The sequence below is a fragment of the Antarcticibacterium flavum genome (genome assembly GCF_006159205.1).
In the GTDB taxonomy this organism is placed as follows: Bacteria; Bacteroidota; Bacteroidia; order Flavobacteriales; family Flavobacteriaceae; genus Gillisia; species Gillisia flava.
The window spans coordinates 380,587-402,905 of record NZ_CP040812.1; the positions used below are offsets into that span (position 1 = coordinate 380,587).

The 22,319-nt window shown below is 40.1% G+C and carries 21 protein-coding genes; 9 read left to right on the plus strand and 12 right to left on the minus strand.

What is annotated here, in order from left to right; translation table 11 throughout:
* Positions 1 to 6 precede the first annotated feature (6 nt).
* The 10 genes from FHG64_RS01770 to FHG64_RS01815 form a co-directional block, all read right to left on the minus strand.
* Positions 7 to 2,049, minus strand: coding sequence for a vWA domain-containing protein (locus FHG64_RS01770; protein ID WP_168191298.1), 2,043 nt, complete (start codon positions 2,047 to 2,049; stop codon positions 7 to 9).
* Positions 2,050 to 2,185: 136 nt separating this feature from the next.
* Entirely contained in the window at positions 2,186 to 2,932 is a 747-nt protein-coding gene (fabG, locus tag FHG64_RS01775) for a 3-oxoacyl-[acyl-carrier-protein] reductase (RefSeq protein WP_139064803.1), read from the minus strand.
* Between the two features lie 132 nt (positions 2,933 to 3,064).
* Positions 3,065 to 3,940 (minus strand): succinate--CoA ligase subunit alpha, encoded by an 876-nt coding sequence (gene sucD / locus FHG64_RS01780; RefSeq protein WP_139064804.1) that lies wholly within the window; start codon positions 3,938 to 3,940, stop codon positions 3,065 to 3,067.
* 60 nt (positions 3,941 to 4,000) lie between these two features.
* A complete protein-coding gene (locus tag FHG64_RS01785) occupies positions 4,001 to 4,414 on the minus strand; it encodes a nuclear transport factor 2 family protein (protein WP_139064805.1) in 414 nt (137 codons plus the stop codon).
* 6 nt (positions 4,415 to 4,420) lie between these two features.
* Positions 4,421 to 5,350 carry a UDP-3-O-(3-hydroxymyristoyl)glucosamine N-acyltransferase gene (locus tag FHG64_RS01790; protein WP_139064806.1) on the minus strand — a complete coding sequence of 310 codons (930 nt, stop codon included), beginning with the start codon at positions 5,348 to 5,350 and terminating at the stop codon, positions 4,421 to 4,423.
* Positions 5,351 to 5,438: 88 nt separating this feature from the next.
* On the minus strand, positions 5,439 to 6,005 hold the full coding sequence (gene efp, locus FHG64_RS01795) for an elongation factor P (RefSeq protein ID WP_139064807.1): 567 nt from the start codon (positions 6,003 to 6,005) through the stop codon (positions 5,439 to 5,441).
* 12 nt (positions 6,006 to 6,017) lie between these two features.
* Positions 6,018 to 6,803, minus strand: coding sequence for an acyl-ACP--UDP-N-acetylglucosamine O-acyltransferase (gene lpxA, locus FHG64_RS01800; protein ID WP_139064808.1), 786 nt, complete (start codon positions 6,801 to 6,803; stop codon positions 6,018 to 6,020).
* Between the two features lie 6 nt (positions 6,804 to 6,809).
* A complete protein-coding gene (locus tag FHG64_RS01805) occupies positions 6,810 to 8,210 on the minus strand; it encodes a bifunctional UDP-3-O-[3-hydroxymyristoyl] N-acetylglucosamine deacetylase/3-hydroxyacyl-ACP dehydratase (protein ID WP_139064809.1) in 1,401 nt (466 codons plus the stop codon).
* The gene (gene lpxD, locus FHG64_RS01810) at positions 8,203 to 9,228 is read right to left on the minus strand and encodes a UDP-3-O-(3-hydroxymyristoyl)glucosamine N-acyltransferase (protein WP_139064810.1); all 1,026 of its coding nucleotides are present in this window, start codon (positions 9,226 to 9,228) and stop codon (positions 8,203 to 8,205) included. Before lpxD ends, FHG64_RS01805 begins: the two co-directional genes overlap by 8 nt.
* Positions 9,229 to 9,252: 24 nt before the next feature.
* Positions 9,253 to 10,482, minus strand: coding sequence for an HD domain-containing protein (locus FHG64_RS01815; RefSeq protein WP_139064811.1), 1,230 nt, complete (start codon positions 10,480 to 10,482; stop codon positions 9,253 to 9,255).
* A 126-nt stretch (positions 10,483 to 10,608) separates the two neighbouring features.
* Here FHG64_RS01815 and porX point away from each other — a divergent pair, with 126 nt between their 5' ends.
* From porX to FHG64_RS01840, 6 genes are all read left to right on the plus strand, one after another.
* On the plus strand, positions 10,609 to 12,159 hold the full coding sequence (gene porX, locus FHG64_RS01820; protein WP_139064812.1) for a T9SS response regulator signal transducer PorX: 1,551 nt from the start codon (positions 10,609 to 10,611) through the stop codon (positions 12,157 to 12,159).
* A gap of 45 nt (positions 12,160 to 12,204) precedes the next feature.
* On the plus strand, positions 12,205 to 12,609 hold the full coding sequence (tsaE, locus tag FHG64_RS01825; RefSeq protein ID WP_139064813.1) for a tRNA (adenosine(37)-N6)-threonylcarbamoyltransferase complex ATPase subunit type 1 TsaE: 405 nt from the start codon (positions 12,205 to 12,207) through the stop codon (positions 12,607 to 12,609).
* Between the two features lie 280 nt (positions 12,610 to 12,889).
* On the plus strand, positions 12,890 to 13,036 hold the full coding sequence (locus FHG64_RS19080; protein WP_168191287.1) for a hypothetical protein: 147 nt from the start codon (positions 12,890 to 12,892) through the stop codon (positions 13,034 to 13,036).
* A gap of 121 nt (positions 13,037 to 13,157) precedes the next feature.
* A complete protein-coding gene (locus FHG64_RS01830) occupies positions 13,158 to 13,577 on the plus strand; it encodes a hypothetical protein (RefSeq protein WP_246054244.1) in 420 nt (139 codons plus the stop codon).
* A gap of 97 nt (positions 13,578 to 13,674) precedes the next feature.
* Positions 13,675 to 14,874: an alanine dehydrogenase gene (locus FHG64_RS01835; protein WP_139064815.1), complete on the plus strand. Its 1,200-nt coding sequence runs from the start codon at positions 13,675 to 13,677 to the stop codon at positions 14,872 to 14,874.
* A gap of 79 nt (positions 14,875 to 14,953) precedes the next feature.
* On the plus strand, positions 14,954 to 15,328 hold the full coding sequence (locus tag FHG64_RS01840; RefSeq protein WP_139064816.1) for a DUF4258 domain-containing protein: 375 nt from the start codon (positions 14,954 to 14,956) through the stop codon (positions 15,326 to 15,328).
* A gap of 517 nt (positions 15,329 to 15,845) precedes the next feature.
* Here FHG64_RS01840 and bcp read toward each other — a convergent pair.
* Positions 15,846 to 16,295, minus strand: coding sequence for a thioredoxin-dependent thiol peroxidase (bcp, locus tag FHG64_RS01845; RefSeq protein WP_139064817.1), 450 nt, complete (start codon positions 16,293 to 16,295; stop codon positions 15,846 to 15,848).
* 31 nt (positions 16,296 to 16,326) lie between these two features.
* Between bcp and FHG64_RS01850 the strand changes: the two genes are divergently transcribed.
* The gene (locus FHG64_RS01850; protein ID WP_139064818.1) at positions 16,327 to 16,983 is read left to right on the plus strand and encodes an endonuclease III domain-containing protein; all 657 of its coding nucleotides are present in this window, start codon (positions 16,327 to 16,329) and stop codon (positions 16,981 to 16,983) included.
* A gap of 278 nt (positions 16,984 to 17,261) precedes the next feature.
* Here the strand turns inward: FHG64_RS01850 and FHG64_RS01855 are convergent, their stop codons facing one another.
* Positions 17,262 to 17,846: an RNA polymerase sigma factor gene (locus FHG64_RS01855; RefSeq protein ID WP_139064819.1), complete on the minus strand. Its 585-nt coding sequence runs from the start codon at positions 17,844 to 17,846 to the stop codon at positions 17,262 to 17,264.
* Between the two features lie 240 nt (positions 17,847 to 18,086).
* Between FHG64_RS01855 and uvrA the strand changes: the two genes are divergently transcribed.
* Entirely contained in the window at positions 18,087 to 20,873 is a 2,787-nt protein-coding gene (uvrA, locus tag FHG64_RS01860) for an excinuclease ABC subunit UvrA (protein ID WP_139064820.1), read from the plus strand.
* A gap of 164 nt (positions 20,874 to 21,037) precedes the next feature.
* Positions 21,038 to 22,282, plus strand: coding sequence for a hypothetical protein (locus FHG64_RS01865; protein WP_139064821.1), 1,245 nt, complete (start codon positions 21,038 to 21,040; stop codon positions 22,280 to 22,282).
* The last annotated feature ends 37 nt before the right edge of the window (positions 22,283 to 22,319 follow it).

The following is a 22,319-nucleotide window of genomic DNA, read 5'->3' on the forward strand; positions in this document are numbered from 1 at the left end:
AATTAATTAAATTAAACCGAAATATTTCCGGGTAAACCACTCTGCACTTAAGCTTAGTATGAGGAGGATCAACAAAAATTTCCAGCTTATCAAAGGTACTGCTTTTTCACGGCTTTTCTGCACTGGCAGGTAACGATTATCCTCCAGCAGCTCTGTGATCAAAGCCCTGTAATTATCCAGGTAATAAAGATCACTTCCCGCGGTCCCGGCAAAGGTCCTAAGTTTTGAAATATTGGCTGCCCCAAACTGCTCTTCGACATTATATGCGATCACAGTAAAATTGCCGCCCCTGCTAATACCTGAGGTCATTTCCTGCACCTCAAATTCATATTCGCCGGGTGCAAGATCATCAACACGAAATGTGAACCTGTTGTTATTAAGAAGCATTTGAGACTCCAGCTCCTCCTGGCTTGTGACATTCCTTAATTGTATCTCCAGTTGCCCACCGGGGTTGAACTCGTAGTTTTCATCAAAATATCGGGCGGTTACAAGTACCTCTTCATTCTCTGCATAAAAATTACCCGCATCTATTGTCAACCGCTCGCGCCTTTGGGTAGAGGAAAGATATTGAACCAGCTTACCAAAGAAATTATCGAAATCTTCAAAACTTCCACTATCAGCATATGATTGGGACCTCCACCTCCAAATATTTTCCCCAAAAAGGGTGGCATATCTTGAACTATTCTCCTCCAATGTTGCAAGTAGAGGTGTGGTAGTGGACACCCCTTCAATTTGCTGATATAACAATACACTTTGATTGGCATTCTCAAACTCAATATTTCCAAAGACATCCTGTAAAGGCGGAAGAGATTTAAAGCCTATATCTTCGAACTGGAAACGGGAATAATTAGCATTATATACTGGTAAATAATCCTGGGATTGGGTGGTAAAATCCTTCCCGAATGGCATCACCGAGGCAATAAAATTCCAGTCTGTTTTTGTTCCTGTTATTAAAAAATAGTTGATGCCCTGTTCTCTTAGTCGGGAAATAATACGGTTAAAGTTATTGTTTGGCTGATATAGGACAACAAGTTGAAAATCATTAATATCCACATTGTCAACATCTTTAATATTGATAATCTCTGCCTGTCTTTGCTCATTGGCTTCTATAGACTTTTTTACCGCGCCGAGATCGGGATGAAGAATGGAAGTGAGGATAAGGACAGAGGTTCGTTCATCTATAACTTCCACCCCAAAACTACGAGTGTTATTAGCAGTATTTTTTTCTGAATCAAGGGGAGTGATTTCTGCCTCATAAACTTTTAACCCCAGGGATGATGCAGGTAAGGTAGTTGTTATTACCTCAGAGGTGTTTTCTGCTGAAAAATTTACCTGCTGGCTGAACAGCACTGTTTCTCCCAGTTTTATCTTCATGCTTGAAGTTACAGCTTCGCTTCCCGTATAACTAAGAATGATCTCTACCGGAAATCTGTTATTTAGAAATGCATACCGGTTTACATTAAGATTATTGATAGCAAGATCAACTCTTGCTGTGGTATCCCCGGCAACCAGGGGAAAGAGATCAACCCGTGGACCCGGCCTGTAATACTGGTAATCCTCCCCTATGGTTTGATTTCCATCTGTCACCATAACTACTGCTGCTCTTTGGGAGGATCTTAATTTTTCGAGTTGATCCAGGGCAACTCTAATATTTGTTTGGTTTTCATTAAATTCCATAGAATCCTGCTGCAGGGAAACTAAGGACCGTCCAAATCCAAATTCCCTGATATCAAATTTGTCACGAAGCTCGCCGTTACCTCTCAATTCTTCTGCCAGAGCTATTACCTCTTCTTTCGTTTCCAGGTATTTCATAGATCCAGAGAGGTCGTAAGCAAGGAACAGCTGTTGTTTCTCGAGCTCATATTCCTTTTGTTTTATCTCTGGATTGATGAGTAACAGTAGCAGGACAAAAACGCTAATAAACCTCAAGCCAGCCAGCAGGTATGTCCTCGTGCTCCTATCCCGCGACCCTAGGAAATATTTAAAAAAAACAAACCCCAGCGCAAAGATTGCTGCCAGGGTTATTAAAATTATAGTTGTATTAGACATTAACTGGATTGGTGTTGTAATATATAAACCCTGGTCGACTACTATAGACTAACAGAGTTTTAATTTACTAAAATACAAAAACAACTACCAATTATTTCTTACGGGTTTAATCAATGTTTGTGGGTTTGATGTTATCCTATGTAAGCATTCCCCCATTAACCTGTAATACCTGCCCGGTAACATAACTGCTAAGATCACTACCAAGAAAAACACAGGCATTTGCAATATCCTCGGGCGTACCACCTCTTTTTAATGGAATGGATTCTCTCCAACCCTCAACGGTTTTCTCATCCAGCTTTCCTGTCATTTCGGTCTCAATAAAACCAGGTGCTATAACATTGGTACGAATATTTCGGGAACCCAGTTCAAGCGCCATAGATTTTGAAAAACCAATAATTCCTGCCTTGGAAGCTGCATAATTTGACTGACCTGCATTTCCTTTAACCCCAACAACAGAACTCATATTTATAATACTCCCATTACGTTGTTTAAGCATAGTACGCTGCACCGCCTTGGTCATATTAAAAACAGATTTAAGATTCACTTCGATCACCTGGTCAAAGTCCTCCTCGCTCATACGCATAAGCAGGTTATCTTTGGTGATCCCGGCATTATTGATGAGTATATCTATTGAGCCAAAATCGGCAGCTACATTTTTGATCAATTCTTCACATTCTGAAAAATTGGCTGCATTGGACTTGTATCCTTTGGCTTTAATTCCTGTTTTAGACAATTGCTCCTCCAGTTCGTTGGCTGCATTTACAGAAGAGGCATAGGTGAATGCTACATTTGCTCCGTGCTTAGCAAAAACTTCAGCAATTCCTTTTCCTATCCCCCGGCTTCCTCCGGTAATAATGGCATTTTTTCCTTCCAGTAATTTCATATCTAGATGATTTTATTTTTAAAACGTATCAAATATAACAAAAGCCAAAGGCTTTAAATTAAAAAATCTTCCTGAATTCACCTGTTTTTAGATGTTTTCAGGAAGATCTTTCAAAATCTTATCGTGTTTTGCCTAGCCTTTTAAAACTTCAGCAACTTTCTTTCCAATTTCAGCAGGGGAATCAACCACGTGAATTCCATTTTCCCTTAAAATTGCCTTTTTAGCCTGGGCAGTGTCTTCGCTTCCACCTACAATAGCTCCTGCGTGACCCATTGTACGGCCTGCGGGTGCAGTTTCACCTGCGATAAATCCTACTACAGGCTTCCGGTTTCCATTTGCTTTGATCCACTGGGCAGCGTCTGCCTCCAGTTGGCCACCAATTTCACCTATCATCACTATGATCTCTGTCTCGTCGTCATTCATCAAAAGTTCTACTGCTTCCTTTGTAGTAGTTCCAATAATAGGATCTCCTCCAATACCTATAGCAGTAGTTATACCAAGACCTTGCTTCACAACCTGATCTGCAGCTTCGTAAGTAAGGGTTCCAGATTTTGAAACGATCCCAACTTTTCCTTTTTTGAAAACGAAGCCCGGCATAATTCCAACCTTCGCCTCTCCCGGAGTTATTACTCCAGGACAGTTAGGGCCTATAAGTCGGCAATTTTTATTTTGGATGTAGTTGTATACCTTGATCATATCTGCAACAGGAATACCTTCAGTAATGGTGATAATAACACCTATTCCAGCATCTGCCGCTTCCATAATAGCATCGGCCGCAAATGCCGGTGGAACAAAGATGATGGAAACATCGGCTCCGGTTTCTTTAACAGCTTCAGAAACTGTATTAAAAACTGGTTTGTCCAGGTGTGTTTGCCCTCCTTTACCGGGAGTAACACCACCCACCACATTGGTTCCATATTCTATCATTTGTTCTGCATGAAAAGTACCTTCACTTCCGGTAAATCCCTGCACAATAATTTTTGAATCCTTATTGACTAAAACACTCATAGTTTTTGTTGATTTTTGCGATACAAAAGTAGGTTTTTATATATAAACCCTAAAGGGTTTTCAAAATTTTGTTGCCAGAAAAGAGCTTAAATTTTCAGGGTTTTCATCTGCCGGCTGACTTATTTGATACCCTTTCATCATTTTACCATCTTCTACTTTCCAAATGGCAATGAAATGTGCAAGGGGAATTTCTTCCTCAGGATTTTCAACAGTCCTTATATGGTATGTCCACCTAATGGTTACCTGGTCCTTATCCCTTAAAAGATGGCTCACCTCTGCACGTAAGGTTTCAAATGATTGTGACATCCCGACACTAAGCCTGGTGATGTCTTCAAAGTTCATTTTATTGAACCCGGCGCTACTGTTCCAGTAAAGTTCAGCTTCAGGATGTAGGAAATTCTTTATTTCATCTGGATTCTTGTAAAAATCTGACTTATAAAAGGCTTCTACTAATTTTTTGTCGCTTAAACCCATATCTGTTTATTTTAATTTTTCAATAATTTCAGGCAGTTTTCTAATATACGCGTATTCTTTCAATTTTAAGCGGGCTTCCATTGCGGGATTTCCGGTGTATATAGTATCGGCCTTGGTGGATTTAGTGATCCCGGCCTTACCCATAAGGACACCACCACTTTTTACAACGATCCCGCTACGCATTCCTACCTGTCCCCAAACGGTGACATTATCCTCGATAACCACCGCTCCTGCTATTCCTACCTGTGATGCGATGAGGCAACGTTTGCCAATGATGGTATCGTGCCCCACCTGTATAAGATTGTCCAGTTTAGTGCCGGCACCAATGAACGTATCGCCGGTAACTCCCTTATCTATGGTACAATTCGCCCCAATCTCTACATCATGGTCAATAACAACCCGGCCACCAGACCTTAATTTATCATATCCTTCTGGCCTGTTCTTGTAATAAAAGGCATCTGCTCCAAGCACTGTCCCGGCGTGGATGATCACATTGTTTCCAATGATAGTATCATCATAGATACTCACGTTGGAATGAATAAGACAATTATCGCCAATTTTCACATTATTACCTATGAAGACATTGGGCTGGATAATAGTATTATCTCCTATTTGAGCCGATTCTGCTATCTTTTCTGAAGCTGCCTGGAAAGGTTTGAAATACTGGGTAAGCTTATTGAAATCCCTGAAAGGATCATCAGATATAAGCAATGCTTTCCCTTGCGGGCAGTCAACTTTCTTATTGATAAGTATAACCGTAGCTGCTGAATTTAAAGCTTTATCATAATATTTAGGATGGTCCACGAAAACTATGTCACCTTCCGTCACCACATGTATCTCGTTCATCCCCAGAACCGGAAAGTTCTCATCACCCACAAATTCAGCAGAAATTATGGTGGCAATTTGTTTAAGTGTATGTTTTTGCGGAAACCTCATAATCTATTTCAGAAAAAAGAAAAGAGAAAATAGAAAAAAGACCTTTGTTAACCAAATGGATTCTTCCCTGCTTTCCCTTTCCCGGTAATTACTCTTTTATTCTCTCTTTGTATGTCCCTTTTTCGGTTTCAATTCTCACCTTGTCACCTTCATTGATAAAAAGAGGAACATTTACCTCTGCTCCTGTTTCAAGAGTTGCTGGTTTGGTGGCATTGGTAGCCGTATTTCCTTTAACACCCGGCTCTGTATGGGTAACTTCCAGAACCACACTTGCCGGCATCTCTACAGAGAGCGGCATATTATCCTCAGTATTAATAAGGATAGTAACCACTTCCCCTTCCTTAAGAAGTTTAGGCATATCCAGGGCGTTCTCTGTTAACCTTATTTGGGTATAATCCTCTACATTCATAAAATGATAGAATTCCCCGTCGTTATAAAGGAACTGGAACTTATGGGTCTCTACCCTCACATCTTCGATCTTATGACCAGCAGAGAAGGTATTCTCCAACACTTTTCCTGTAGTAACACTTTTAAGTTTTGTCCTTACGAAAGCGGGACCTTTCCCCGGTTTAACGTGTAAAAACTCTATAATCTTATAAATGTCGTGATTGTACCTAATGCACAACCCGTTTCTAATATCACTTGTACTTGCCATTGGTTATATAGTTTAATTTGAACTGAAATATCCTTTCATAATTCCCCTTTGTGAGTTTTTAATAAACTCCAGTATCTCATCCCTTTCTGCCGTAGCCTGCATCTCTGCTTCTATAATTGCCACTGCCTGGGAATTATTGTAATTCTTTTGATAAAGGATCCTGTAAATATCCTGAATTTCCCTGATCTTTTCTGTACTAAAGCCTCTTCTTCTTAAACCTATGGAATTTATACCCACGTAGGATAAAGGCTCTCTTCCTGCTTTCACAAAAGGCGGCACATCTTTCCTTACAAGAGACCCGCCGGTTACGAAGGCATGGTTCCCTATACTGCAAAACTGTTGTACGGCAGCCATTCCCGCAAGGACAACATAATCGCCTACATTAATATGCCCGGCCAGAGTGCTGTTATTTGAAAAGATGCAATTGTCACCTACACGGCAATCATGAGCGATATGGCAATATGCCATGATCCAGCAATTCTTTCCAATAACCGTTTTCATCCTGTCTGTGGTTCCACGGTTAATAGTAACACATTCTCGTATGGTTGTGTTGTCACCAATCTCGGTAGTGGTTTCCTCGTCGTTGAATTTTTTGTCCTGTGGAACGGCAGAGATCACAGCACCCGGAAAGATACTGCAATTCTTCCCTATACGGGCACCTTCCATTATAGTCACATTTGAACCAATCCAGGATCCTTCTCCAATTACCACGTCATTGTGAATTGTGGTAAAAGGCTCGATAACCACGTTCTTGGCTATTTTGGCTCCGGGATGAACATATGCTAAGGGTTGGTTCATTTTATATTATTTAGATTTTACAATTTGAGCCATTAGTATGGCTTCTGTGGCGAGTTTGCCGTTTACATAGGCATATCCCTGCATTTGGCAAATACCGCGGCGTATTGGTGCGAGTAATTCCAATTTAAAGATCAATGTGTCCCCCGGCACAACCTGTTGCTTGAATTTTACATTATCTATTTTCATGAAATAGGTAAGATAATTCTCAGGATCTGGGACAGATTTTAAAGCCAAAATACCTCCTGTTTGTGCCATGGCTTCGACCTGAAGAACTCCCGGCATAACAGGTTTTCCAGGGAAGTGCCCCACAAAGAAAGGCTCATTCATGGTAACATTTTTCATGCCGATTACACAGGTTTCCGTAATACTATAAATTTTATCCACCAAAAGGAACGGTGGCCTGTGAGGAAGCGTATTCATAATATCATTGACATCCATCAAAGGCGGCTTATCAAAGTCAATTTTTGGCATGTTATTCCGCTTCTCTGCCTTGATGATCTTTGCGAGCTTTTTAGCAAATTCAGTATTTACCTGGTGGCCGGGCTTTGTTGCAATAATCTTTCCTTTAATCTTTGTTCCTACCAAAGCAAGATCTCCCAAAACATCCAGTAATTTATGTCTCGCAGCCTCATTTGGATGGTGAAGGGTAAGGTTATCAAGTATCCCGTTTGGTTTTACTGAAATTGTGTCCTTTTTAAAGGCTACCCTGAGTTTATCCATTGTCGCAGAGCTCAATTCCTTGTCGACATATACTATGGCATTATTGAGATCACCCCCTTTAATAAGTCCCTTCTCAAGTAACATTTCTATCTCATGCAGAAAACTAAAAGTACGGGCATTCGCAATTTCATCCCTGAATTCAGATATATTCTGGATACTGGCATTCTGGGTTCCCAATACTTTGGTACCAAAATCTACCATGGTAGTCACCTGGTAATTATCGGCCGGCATAGCGATGATCTCACTACCGGTTTTTTCATCCCTGTAGGTAATCACCTCATTGATCTCAAATTCCTCTCTCTCCTCATCCTGCTCCTCAATTCCTGCTTCCTCCAGTGCCTGCACAAAGAATTTGGAGGACCCATCCATAATTGGAGGCTCTGAGGAATCAATGGCAATGATAATATTATCGAGATCCAAACCAACACAGGCTGCAAGAACATGTTCTGAAGTTTGTATACTTACACCATTCTTTTCCAGGTTTGTCCCGCGCTGTGTGTTCACCACGTAAGAAGCATCTGCCTCAACTATAGGTTCACCTTCGATATCTGTACGTTGAAATACGTAACCGGTATTTGCAGGCGCAGGTTTGAAGACAAGTTTTACATTTTTCCCGGTATGAAGTCCCACTCCCTCTAAAGAGACCTCTTTGCGAATGGTACGCTGTTTAATAGGGTTTTCAGCCATTATGTTGTTTTTTTTCTAATTGGTTTAGTCTATCTACGATCCTGGGAAGATTCTTAAAATGAACATAGGATTTATTAAAATCATTATAACCAAAGGAAGGTGAGCCCTGTATTGCCTCTCCATCTGGAATATTTCGTCCTATTCCAGATTGGGCCTGTATCTTCACATTATTACCAATGGTCAAATGCCCGGCTATTCCAACCTGCCCACCTATAAGGCAATTCTTTCCAATCTTGGTGGAGCCGGCAATTCCTGTTTGTGCGGCAATAGCTGTGTGTTCTCCTATCTCTACATTATGCGCTATTTGCACCTGGTTATCTATTTTTACGCCCTTTCTTATTATGGTAGAACCAAGGGTAGCACGGTCTATTGTTGTTCCTGCCCCAATATCTACCATATCTTCAAGGATCACATTCCCTATTTGAGGTACCTTGGAATATTCACCCGAGTCACCCGGGGAAAAACCAAATCCATCTGCACCTATTACTGCCCCACCGTGCAAGACACAGTCTTTACCAATGGTAGTTTCAGAATAGACCTTCACTCCGGCAAAAACAACCGTATTGTCACCTATAGCTACATTATCTCCAATGTAACAATTTGGATATATCTTAACGTCATTACCAATCTTTACATTCTTACCTATATATGTAAAAGCTCCCAGGTAGAGGTTCTCTCCCAGAGTGGCAGATTCATTTATAAAGTTAGGTTCTTCTATTCCACTTTTGTTAAGCTTAACCTGGTTATAGTATTCAAGCAAAGTTGAAAATGCCTTATAAGGGTCTTTAACCCTAATCAAAGTGGTATTGATCTTCTCCTCTATCTTAAAGGTATCCTTAACAATAACGATGGATGCATTGGTTGAATATATATAAGAAGTATATTTTGGATTACTTAGAAAAGTAAGGGATCCACGGGTACCTTCTTCAATTTTTGCCAGTTTGTCAACTTCAGTCTCAGGATCTCCCTCAACGGTTCCGTTTAAAATTTCGGCTATTTGTGATGCTTTGAACTTCATTCTGGCAAAAGTAAAAAAAATGGTTTAATCTTTAGTCTTTGGATAACACATATAATATTTGGTCACCGGGCGGGACAGCGCTTTCAGGTTTAACTGGTCTGATGCCTTTGCGACATCGCTCACCTTTCCATTGGGATGAAGGATCCTAATGTTGTTAATACCTGTGGAATAAGCAATATTGAAGATCTCCCCCGAGAATACAAAATAATTTGCTTCAGCTTCAGATAAATTATATTTCTCCTGCACCTTTATCCTATGCTTTTGCAGCTTTTCCTCAGCCACTGGTTTTTTCTTCAGCTTAACCTTTAAAAGATTCCGGTTTAATAACATTTCACTTAAGTTGCTCAATACAAAATCCTTATGGTCCTTCCATATTTTCATTGCTGAAATAATATCGTAATCATCAAGCTTCGAAAATGTATGTAGCACCTCACTGTCAAATTGTTCCAGGCTTACCTTATTATTCAGAAAAAAACCGAAGGCGGGGCTGCATTCCAGTTTCTCACCTTTGTCTATAAGTTCTTTTGCTCGTTTAAGGACTCTAATTAGTAACTGCTCTGCTGCCACCCCTGTCTTATGTAAATATACCTGCCAGTACATCAACCTGCGGGCAACAAGAAATTTCTCTACAGAATAAATGCCCTTTTCCTCCACAACTATTTGATCATCTACCACATTGAGCATAGTAATAATACGCTCACTGTTGATGTTGCCCTCTGCCACCCCGGTATAGAAACTATCCCTTTTAAGATAATCCAGCCGGTCCATATCCAACTGACTTGACACTAGCTGATTCATAAATTTCCTGCCAAATGTTCCTTTGAAGATCTCTATGCCAAGAGTTAAACTTTGGTTAAACTCCTCATTCATTTCCTCCATAAAAAGGAGGGAAATACGTTCATGAGAAACCCCCTCGACGATGCTGTGTTCCATAGCATGGGAGAAAGGACCGTGGCCAATATCGTGCAACAAAATAGCGATATACAGGGCTTCTTCCTCATCAATTGAGATACCTATTCCTTTAAACCTTAGGATATCCACTGCCTTTTGCATAAGATGCAGGCAACCCAGGGCGTGATGAAACCTGGTATGATGAGCGCCGGGATAAACCAGGTATGACATCCCCATCTGTGAAATTCGGCGTAATCTTTGAAAGTAAGGATGTGCAATGATCCTGAATATCTGGTCACTTGGAATGGTAATAAAACCGTAAATTGGATCGTTGAATATTTTAAGTTTCGTTTTAAGGGCCAAAGCTTTAAATCCTTTAAATGAGAAACAAATATACATATATGAAGTCCATATTGGACATTTGTAGAACTAAATGCCGATTGGCCCCAAAATTAAAGGGGTTTATAGCTGAAACAAAAATACTGATACATGAATAAGATAAAAATACTTTGGGCAGATGATGAGATCGATTTGCTAAAGCCACACATAATGTTCCTGGAATCCAAAAATTATGAAGTTACCACCTGCAAAAGCGGGATGGAAGCCGTTGAAGAAATAGATAAACAAAATTTTGACATTGTCTTTCTGGATGAGAATATGCCGGGATTGACCGGCCTGGAGACTCTCTCTGAGATCAAGGAGAAGAGAACCGAAATTCCTATAGTTATGATCACCAAGAGTGAAGAGGAATATATTATGGAGGATGCCATTGGATCCAAAATAGCCGATTATCTTATCAAACCGGTGAATCCACATCAAATTCTATTGAGCCTTAAGAAGAACCTGGATAATTCCCGGCTGGTAACAGAGAAGACTACTTCCAACTATCAGCAGGAATTCAGGAAGATCGCCATGGATATGTCTTCTGTAAATTCTTTTGAGGGATGGGCAGAACTTTACCAGCGATTGATCTATTGGGAAATGCAGCTGGAGGACATTGAGGACAGCGGGATGTTTGAGATCCTGGAGAGCCAAAAAGTGGAAGCCAACAATCAATTCTGTAAATTCATTGATAAAAATTATCCGCACTGGTTTGAGAAAGATGCAGATGCCCCGGTAATGTCTCATACCCTTTTTAAAACCAGGATCCTGCCGGAGGTAAGTAAGGAGAGGCCAACATTATTAGTGGTGGTAGACAATTTGCGCTATGACCAGTGGAAATCATTTGAGACAACCATCAACAATTATTATAAAAAGGAACAGGAGACACCTTATTATAGTATTCTTCCCACGGCTACACAATATGCGCGTAATGCAATCTTCTCTGGCCTTATGCCAAGTGATATGGAAAAATTGTTTCCAAAGTACTGGCTTAATGATACAGATGAAGGTGGGAAAAACCTTTTTGAAGAAGAATTCCTGACTTCACAGTTAAAGCGCCTGGGATCTAATATTAAATATGAATATCACAAGATCTCCAGTTTAAAGGCAGGAAAAAAACTTGTAGAAAATTTCAAGACTCAAAAGGAAAATGATCTTACGGTGGTCGTTTATAATTTTGTAGATATGCTTTCCCACTCCAAGACAGAGATGGAGGTGATAAAAGAACTTGCTTCAAATGATAAATCCTACCGTTCCCTTACTCAAAGCTGGTTTAAGAACTCGCCGCTATTGGAGATCATACAGCAGGCGCAACAATCTGGTTTTAAGCTAATACTTACAACAGACCATGGAACCATTAATGTGAAGACCCCGTCAAAAGTAATAGGAGATAAGAATACCAGCCTTAACCTAAGGTATAAGACAGGTAAGAGCCTTACCTATGAAGATAAGGATGTGCTTGCCGCCAGGGATCCCAAAACCATTCACTTGCCAACTCTTAATATGAGCAGCTCTTTCATCTTTGCGAAGGGGGACATGTTCTTTGCCTATCCAAATAATTATAATTATTACGTGAATTATTTTAAGAACACCTACCAGCATGGAGGAGTTTCTATGGAGGAAATGATCATCCCATTTGTGGTCTTATCGCCTAGATAAGAATATATTACATATATTTACAGCGCCTAATAAATCTATATTTGAATGAGCTTAACCTACGAGCTGTCAGAAATTGATAGTATAGCTGTGCAATTACTTTCCAAAGTAAAAAGCAAAACGCTATTATTTTACGGGAACATGGGGGCAGGAAAAACCACCCTCATAAAGGCGCTTGTTAAAGCGCTTGGTGCGCCAGACCTGGCCTCCAGCCCTACCTTCTCGCTGGTTAACGAATATCAAACTGCTGAAGGACGAATCTTCCATTTCGATTTTTACCGAATAGAAGATGAGGCCGAAGCCCTGGACATGGGGATTGAGGATTACCTCAATACCGATTCCTGGAAACTGATTGAATGGCCACAAAAAATTGAAAGTTTACTTGACGATGACATGCAAAAACTGGAGATTGGGGTTCTTGACAACGGCGCCAGAAAGTTAAAGTTTTGTTAACAGATTAAAATTGTGGCGCAGGAGGCGCGGAAAAGTAATTGTAAGAAATATACCACATTTTTTGAGTATGTGAAAGGGGCAGTTTTAAATTTTTAGTTCTTCAACGAAAATTGTTGAATTTTAGCTTATTTTTGGAAAGTAAAAATCCAGGAAATACGGCTCTTTTGTGCCTAAAAAAAGGGTGCAAAGGTACGATTAAAGTAGTAAGTATTAGCATTTTATATTTGTATAGGTTTGCTTCAGAAATCAAACGAAACAATCACACTAAACCCTATACATTATGAAAATTAAAGCAGTACTTTTCGCAGCAGCAATCTTTGGAGCAACTTTTTTTGTAACTTCAAATACTGAAAACAACGCAAATGACACAAAAATCGAAAAGCAAGCAATGGACAAAAGGCTCATCAAGATACCTTCTGCTGGGTAGTATTTTAGCTCTTTCCATAGCATTTTCACCTTATATATTTTATTTATATGAAATTTTCCCAGACGGTCGCGTCTGGGAAAATTCTTTATTTACGTACGAAAGCAAATATTATGAAAGTGTAATGGCAGCTGCCTGGACTTATTTAGGCAAGATCACTCCACTCTTTCTTTTACTTATTTGGTTCTTCACCTGCAAACACTGGTGGTATCATGCAATTCTCATCCCTATCGCGATGTATGTTTTCCAAATACTAGTAACATTTTATGATGATGTTTATCTTGAAAGCGAATTCCTTTTGGATACAAACGGTTTAATTTATTTAGCTCCTTTTTTCCTTCTTATTTTAATTATCTTATATACAGTTCGGACCCAAATTTTCGACCGCATATATGGAATTGATCTTAGTGAATTAAACGAAACTGATATCTCAGTTTTCTCTAAAGGTCTTTCCTCTAAAGACGAAAAAGAATTAGATTTCTTCCGCCAGCAGGATTTTGCTGTAGCCAATGAACCGGCAGAGGATTATTACAGGAAGCTATAAAGTAATCCATTCTCCCGGCCAGGGCGACGGAAAATTCCAGATACCTCTTATATTTGCTGAAAAATGTTGTAATTTAGTTTGTTAACAACCAATCAGCATGGCCAGCCAAACCTCACCATTTACCAAAGAACAGCTTATTCCCCAGGAAGAGAAACTGGAAGTTTACAAAAATAAGGGTCAGTTATTCATTGGTATCCCTAAAGAAACCTCTTACCAGGAGAAACGTATTTGCCTTACGCCTGATGCTGTTGCGGCAATCACTGCACACGGCCACAGGATCATGATAGAATCTGAAGCGGGAAAATACGCCAGGTTCAGCGATAAAGATTTTTCCAATGCGGGTGCAGAGATCACAAAGGATACAAAAAAAGTATTCTCCTGTCCTACTATCCTTAAAATGGAACCACCTTCCCTGGAAGAGCTGGAAATGATAAATCCTCAAACCACAATTATCTCTGCACTTCAGTTAAAGACCCAGTGCAAAGAATATTTTCAAAAACTTGCTACAAAAAGGATCACAGCATTGGGGTTTGAATTTATAAGGGATGATGATGGCAGTTATCCTGCCGTACGTGCTTTAAGTGAGATCGCAGGAACAGCCTCGGTGCTTATAGCCTCAGAAATTATGAGCAATAATGCTGAGGGTAACGGACTTATGTTTGGAAATATAAGCGGGGTACCTCCTATTGAGGTGGTGATCCTTGGTGCAGGAACGGTGGGCGAATTTGCAGCTCGAAGTGCTGTTGGGCTGGGCGCAAGCGTCAAGGTATTTGACAGCTCCCTTACCAGGTTACGCCAAATCCAGACCAACCTTGGTCAGACCCTGTATACCTCTACCCTGCAACCAAAAACCCTTACCAAAGCCTTAAAGAGATGTGATCTTGTAATAGGGGCCGTTCGCGGTAAAAACCGCTCTCCTGTAATTGTTACAGATGCAATGGTACAGGGAATGAAAAAAGGTGCAGTGGTCATAGATGTAAGTATAGATATGGGAGGCTGCATTGAAACAAGCGAAGTCACCTCTCATGATAAACCTATTTTCACAAAACACGATGTGATTCATTATTGTGTCCCGAATATCCCTTCCAGATACGCCAGGACCTCATCAATTTCAATTAGTAACATCTTCACTCCTTATCTGTTACACATTGCTGAAGAGGGTGGGATAGAAAACACCCTAAGATTTGACAGAGGTTTGCGAAATGGTTTGTACTTTTACCACGGAATTTTAACCAACAAATCTATAGCAGACTGGTTTGATCTTTCTTACCGGGATATCAACCTTTTGATCTTTTAAAGAACTGTTGATTCAACCCCGGCACGACCGGTTTATTAATTTAAAGCAAAGTGGCCTATAAGGTTACATGCATACCAGAATGAAAATAATTCATCGTTTCGCTTACTTTTCAGTCGGACTTTTTTTTGGAATAGTAATTCTTATATTCTTCCTGGGAGGAAAAAGAACCTCCTGTGATTATTCACCCACAGCCCGGGTACTTAAAAATATTAGAATCAAGGACCGGATTTTTACTGATGAAGCCCTCCAGTTTTTCGCTGTACAAAATATTGACACAAGTGGGGTTTCCTCCATATTAAAAAATGGAAAAGTAGATTTTGGAAAAAGTAAAACAGATAATGATCCCTGTAATATCTACTTTGTATCAGGGGAATTCCAGGAAAAGGTGCTGGAGTTACAAATCGAGAATTGCGAAACCACCGCGACTATTCAAAAGGCAGAGCTCCTCGATTAACCCGCACGTTAGATGTGGAAAAAGTTGAACCTTTTAAGGCCCAGTTATCCTGACTTCATTTAAGGATAGAATGGCTTAGAACTATGGAACAGACACAAACAGGTATTATTGTAAGCCACTAATGCACGAATATTTTTAAGTTCAGGACGTGGAAGGAAATGCCAATAGGAAAATTTTATACATCCGTGCATTCGTGGCAAACCATTGAATGCTCAATTCATTCAGGATCCACTAGATTATAATGAAGAGAAATAGAGAGCGGCGTTACTCCCCGCGTACGTTAGATGCTGAAACTAGTTCAGCATAACGATAGCGAGTTCTACTTTAGACTTTAGAGCGATCCAGATACCGCCATCCTGAATTCATTTCAGGATCTAAATGGCTTAGACCTTCGGAACAGGTAAAGACGGTTACATTTTTAAGCCACTAATGCACGAATAACGTTGATCTTGCAGGTGCTTTAAAAACCTGATAGAAAAAAAACATTCGTGCATTCGTGGCAAACAATTTACCGTAATTAAAGTATCTGGGAGGCGTGCTCCTTGGTCTTTACTTTTCCAATAACATCTTCGATCTTCCCTTCTTCATCAATTACAAAAGTGGTCCTGTGGATCCCGTCGTATTCTTTTCCCATAAATTTCTTTGGGCCCCAAACTCCATAAGCGTGGATCACTTCCTTATCCTCATCGGCAAGTAAAGGGTATGGCAGCTCATATTTATCCCTAAAGTTCTGTTGCTTTTTTTGAGAATCGGCACTCACGCCAAGGATCTCATAGCCTTTTTTCTGAAAATGCTCCCAGTTATCTCGCAGGTTACAGGCTTCTGCCGTACAACCCGGGGTGCTGGCCTTGGGATAGAAAAACAGTACCAGTTTCTTCCCTTTATAGTCGCTTAAATTTCTTGTATTCCCATCCTGGTCGGGGACAGAGAAATCTGGAGCTTTATCTCCTTCTTTTAATGTTGTCATAATTATTACTTTTGCTATAAATGTAAGCATTATGACCAAGAAGGAAAAGGTACAGTTTGTTATTGATACCTTAAAAGAAATATATCCGCAGGTTCCTATCCCGTTAGACCATAAAGATCCCTACACGCTGCTTATTGCAGTATTACTTTCAGCCCAGAGTACAGATCTTAAGGTAAACCAGATCACTCCCATACTTTTTAATATTGCCGATAATCCATATGATATGATCAAACTTTCAGTAGACGAGATAAGGGATATCATTAAACCGGTAGGCCTGTCACCAATGAAAGCCAAGGGGATCTACGGCCTTTCTCACATCTTAATTGACAAATACGAGGGAAGGGTCCCTGCCGATTTTGAAGCCCTGGAATCCCTCCCTGCAGTGGGCCATAAAACCGCAAGTGTCGTGATGGCCCAGGCTTTTAATGTACCCGCTTTTCCCGTAGATACTCATATACACCGGTTAATGTATCGCTGGAATTTTAGCAATGGCAAAAACGTGGTGCAGACAGAAAAAGATGCAAAACGGTTATTTCCGAAAGACCTTTGGAATATTTTACATTTACAGATAATCTGGTATGGAAGGCAATACTCTCCTGCCCGCGGCTGGGACCTGGAAAAAGATATTATTACCAAAACTATTGGGAGAAAAAGTGTAATAAAAGAATATTACAGCAAGAAGAAATAAATGTAATTTCTTTCCTTCAACTAAAAGCAAAAAAAAAGACCTGTAGGCTAATAAACAGGTCTTTTTTCTATTCAATTCAGGAGTGTGTCAAATTTCATCGACTTATACTCCGTGATGCGTAGGGCCTTTGAATAATTAAGAAGAAATTTTATGGTTTCTTTTTTTGGATTCAAATTTCTCAAATGTTCTCCTTTCGAAGATTTAGTGTAAAGTTTCCCCATTATATTAATTTGTGGTTAATGTTTTAAAATAACGTAACCTTTGGGGGATATTGCAGCTTAGTTTGTTAAAATTAAGTTATGCTTTTCGATTATTTTACGAAGATTTATTAAGGCATATCTCATTCGTCCAAGGGCAGTGTTAATACTCACCCCGGTGCGCTCTGATATTTCCTTGAAGCTCATATCTTTATATATACGCATGGTCAATACTTCGAGCTGGTCTGCAGGCAATTCTTTGATCAATTCCTGTACGTCGCATTCGATTTGATCCTTGATAAGCTGCTTCTCTACATTAAGCTCGCTATCGCATAGAACAGAAAAGATATTAAAATCCCCTTTGTTTTCAAACATTGGCATCCTTTTGTTCTTTCTGAAATGGTCAATGATAAGGTTATGAGCAATTCTCATCACCCAGGGAAGGAATTTCCCTTCTTCATTATATTTACCACGCTTAAGGGTATTGATCACTTTAATAAAAGTATCCTGAAATACATCTTCCGCAATATCTTTATCAAAGACCTTGGAATAAATAAAGCTATAAATGCGGTGTTGGTGTCTGGTAATAAGGGTTGAAAGTGAATTCTCATTCCCCTGAAGGTACGAACGTACTAAAGCAGCATCTGTTGCACTGGTATTTTCCATAATAGTTACTTTAATCCAGGTATTTTAGGGGATACCTGTAGGTTAGGTTAAAAGTGTAAAAGTAACTTTATGCAATAGGCAATAGTTTTTTAGTATGTTCGTTTGAGATTCAAATATAGCAACATATTTTTAACATAAGCAAGAGGCCACTGTTTTTTTTAACATTTTTTACTGAAATACTTCACTTTCTACACTCCTCCTTATTAAGTACCTTTGCCACCTGAATGGTAAATCCACACTATGGCTGTAGATATTGCGGGGGTAGATCCCAGGAAAAATATTGTAATTAAAGGCGCAAAACTTCATAATCTCAAGAATATTAATGTTGTAATCCCGCGGAATAAACTCGTGGTTATAACTGGTCTTTCGGGATCTGGAAAATCCAGTTTGGCGTTTGATACTCTGTATGCTGAAGGACAACGCCGTTATGTAGAAAGCCTTTCCTCTTACGCCCGTCAATTTTTGGGAAGACTCAATAAGCCCAAGGTGGATTATATAAAAGGAATAGCTCCAGCCATAGCCATTGAACAAAAGGTGAATTCCACCAATCCCCGTTCGACCGTTGGTACTTCTACCGAAATTTACGATTATCTAAAATTGCTATTTGCAAGGATTGGCAGGACCTACTCCCCTGTTTCTGGTAATGAGGTTAAAAAAGATACAGTTACAGATGTTGTGAATTACATCAAATCTTTTGAGCAGGGGGAAAAGCTCCTGTTACTTTCAGAAATTCATATTGAAGAAGGCCGTACCCTGGCCGAAAAATTAAAAGTCCTTCTCCAGCAGGGCTATAGCAGGATCAAGGTGAAAGATAAAGTGGTTAGAATAGATGAAACAGATCTTGATCCCTTAAAAGAAGGTGAAGTATGGCTGGTAGTAGACAGGATCGTAACAAAGGACGAGGAAGATTTTTATAACCGGCTGGCAGATGCCACCCAGGCCGCATTTTTTGAAGGTAAGGGCGAACTTTTTATAGAGCGCCTATCAACCGGTGACCTAAGGCAGTTCAGCAATAAATTTGAACTTGATGGAATTAACTTTCTGGAGCCGAATGTACATCTCTTCAGCTTTAATAATCCTTACGGGGCATGTCCTAAATGTGAAGGTTACGGCGATGTCATAGGAATTGACGAGGACCTCGTAATACCCAATACCGGTTTGTCCATTTACGAAAATGCAATTTTTCCCTGGCGCGGTGAGAGTATGAGCTGGTACAGGGATCAACTGGTAAATAACTCGCATAAATTCAAATTCCCAATTCATAAACCATATTTTGAATTGACCGATGCCCAGAAGGAGCTTGTGTGGACCGGTAATCAATATTTTGAAGGACTTAATAGTTTCTTTGAATTCCTTGAATCAAAAGCATATAAGATCCAAAACAGGGTTATGCTTTCAAGGTACAGGGGAAAGACAAAATGTACTTTATGCAAAGGAAAACGATTACGCCCGGAAGCTAACTATGTAAAAATTGGAGGCACCACCATTACCGACCTGGTTGAAAAACCCATAGATAAGGTGAGGGCTTTTTTCCAAGATCTGGAGCTGAATGAATACGATGCCCAGATCGCGAAAAGATTACTGGCCGAGATCAATAATCGACTGGAATTCCTTTCCAATGTGGGATTAAATTACCTTACCCTTAATCGAAAATCAAATACACTTTCCGGTGGGGAATCCCAAAGGATTAACCTTGCCACTTCTTTGGGAAGCAGCCTAGTTGGTTCTATGTACATATTGGACGAACCTTCCATTGGGCTCCACCCAAGGGATACAGAACGGCTCATTGGAGTGCTTAAAAAACTAAGGGACCTTGGTAATACGGTGATTGTTGTTGAACATGATGAGGATATTATGAAGGCGGCAGATGAGATCATAGACATAGGCCCGGAGGCAGGTACCCACGGGGGAAATGTAGTAGCAACAGGAACCTTTAAGGAGATCCTGCAGCAAGATTCCCTTACAGCTCAATATCTTAATAACCAAATGCGCATTGAAGTTCCTGCAAAGAGGAGAAGCTGGAAACAGGAGGTAACGGTAATTGGAGCCAGGGAAAACAATCTCAAAAATATTGATGTGACTTTCCCTCTTGGAGTGTTTACAGCTGTAACGGGAGTTTCCGGTAGTGGTAAAAGTACGCTTATCAAAAAGATACTCTACCCGGCTTTGCAAAAAGAAACAGGTGGCTATGGTGAAAAAGCAGGACAATTTACCCGTTTGGAAGGAAATTTTAAAAACACTACTTCCATAGAGTTTGTGGATCAAAATCCAATTGGAAGGTCCTCCAGATCCAATCCTGTAACCTATATCAAAGCCTATGATGATATAAGGAATTTGTTTGCCAATCAAAAACTATCAGATATCCGCGGGTTTCAGCCAAAGCATTTTTCTTTCAATGTGGAGGGGGGCCGCTGTGAAACCTGTAAGGGAGAAGGAGAAGTAACCATTGAGATGCAATTCATGGCAGATGTTCACCTGGAGTGTGAGGTTTGTAACGGTAAACGATTCAAAAAGGAGGTGCTGGAAGTTACTTTTGCTGAAAAGAATATAGATGATGTGCTTAATCTTACTATAGATGATGCAATTGAGTTCTTCAAGGCCAATGGGGAAAAGAAGATCACCAAAAAACTGAAACCGCTACAGGATGTAGGATTAGGTTATGTTCAATTAGGACAAAGCTCCTCTACCCTCTCGGGCGGGGAAGCACAACGAATCAAACTTGCTTCTTTCCTTGTCAAGGGGATCACGAAAGAGAAAGCCCTGTTCATATTTGATGAACCTACAACAGGCTTACATTTCCATGATATTCAAAAGCTGCTTAAATCTTTTAATGCATTGATAGAAAAAGGCCATTCTATAATAGTTATTGAACATAACATGGACCTGGTGAAGTGTGCAGACTATGTAATTGACCTGGGAATGGAAGGTGGAGAGACGGGAGGTTACCTTATTTCTGCAGGAACTCCAGAAGAAGTAGCGAAAAACAAAAGATCTTATACCGCACCTTACCTTCAGGAAAAATTATAATTACCATTAAACATCTCTAAATCAATTTTTTATAGAGACTCAATAAAATATCATCTCCCGGCGATAGGAGGTTAAGAGTGTAATTTGGGTTTTTGGCACGTACTTTGCATTAAATAAAGAAAGACGTCCATTCAATTATTAACCACAACCTAAATTTGCGCCTTATGAAAAATTTTACACTTATAGTCGCTTTATTCTTTGCGGGATGGACGACTTATGCATCATCAACAAATAACATATTGAGACCCAACTACGGGGAAGCCTTCATATTCGTAGAAGGCGGAGTAGAATTCGCGGTATATCCAGACGGGGAATTTGATTTTCACTATAATCCCCGTTTCATAAACACACCCGTGGTAAATATCTCCCACCCCGGTTATAATGTAAGTTATAATGCCGGTTATAATTATGATGCCTTTGTGCAGTTCGATGATTATGGAGCAGTGATACAAATTGAAAATGTACCTGTTTTCTATGATTATTACGGAAGGATCATCCAGGCCGGTAATGTAATGATAAACTATAATAATCGTGGGAATATAGTAAGAGTTGGAAACCTTCAAATAAGGTATAACAGCTTCAACCAGCCGGTGAGGTATATTGGTTTTATCAATCATTACAATACACGATATGTCTACAGGCCGTGGCACAGATATTATGTTAGACCTCATATGTCCCACAGGGTAGTTTATTACGAACCATACAGAGCATTTTATCAGCCTGTTAGGATGAACTATATGCAGTATACCAATGTGTATCAAACTAATAATTACTACTATAATAAGTCCAATTTTTACCGTCCAGGGCAGCAGGTTGCTTCCTATAATTATGGACGCAGGACCACGAATGAAAGGGACCTTTCCCCGGCAGTGCGATCAAACCAGAACGTAAGCAGGGATTATGCAAGTAATGATACGAGTAATAAAGCTGCTGTAAGAAGTAACAACAACAGTGGGAGAAACTCCACAGGAAATACTTACAGTGGGAATGTTGCAAGGGAACGCGCGAATGTTGAAAGACATGAGGCTGCGGTACAAGCCCAACGAGGAAATACCGCGAGGAATGAGACTTTAAGCGGGAGAGCTGCAAATCAAGCAAGGCAGGAAGCTGTGGTTCGCAATTCAAGAACCAGTACTCCCACCCAGGCCAGAGCGGTTGAAACCAGGAGAAGTACGAACGCTGCGAGTTCACAATCCACAACTGTAAACCGTTCAACTCCAACAAGGGTTCAGGCCAATGCAACAAGATCTAATGTACGTGAAAGAAGTACTAATGTAAGAAGTACTCAGAATGATACAAACAGGAGTAGTGTGAGATCAACAGTACCAACGCAAAGATCAAGCACAGTAAGACCAACAACAGGCAGGTCTTCCTCCGGTACAACGAGAAGCTCAGGAATAAGAGGGTAACATATTCATAATTTAATTTTTTGGTTGGTTAGTTAGG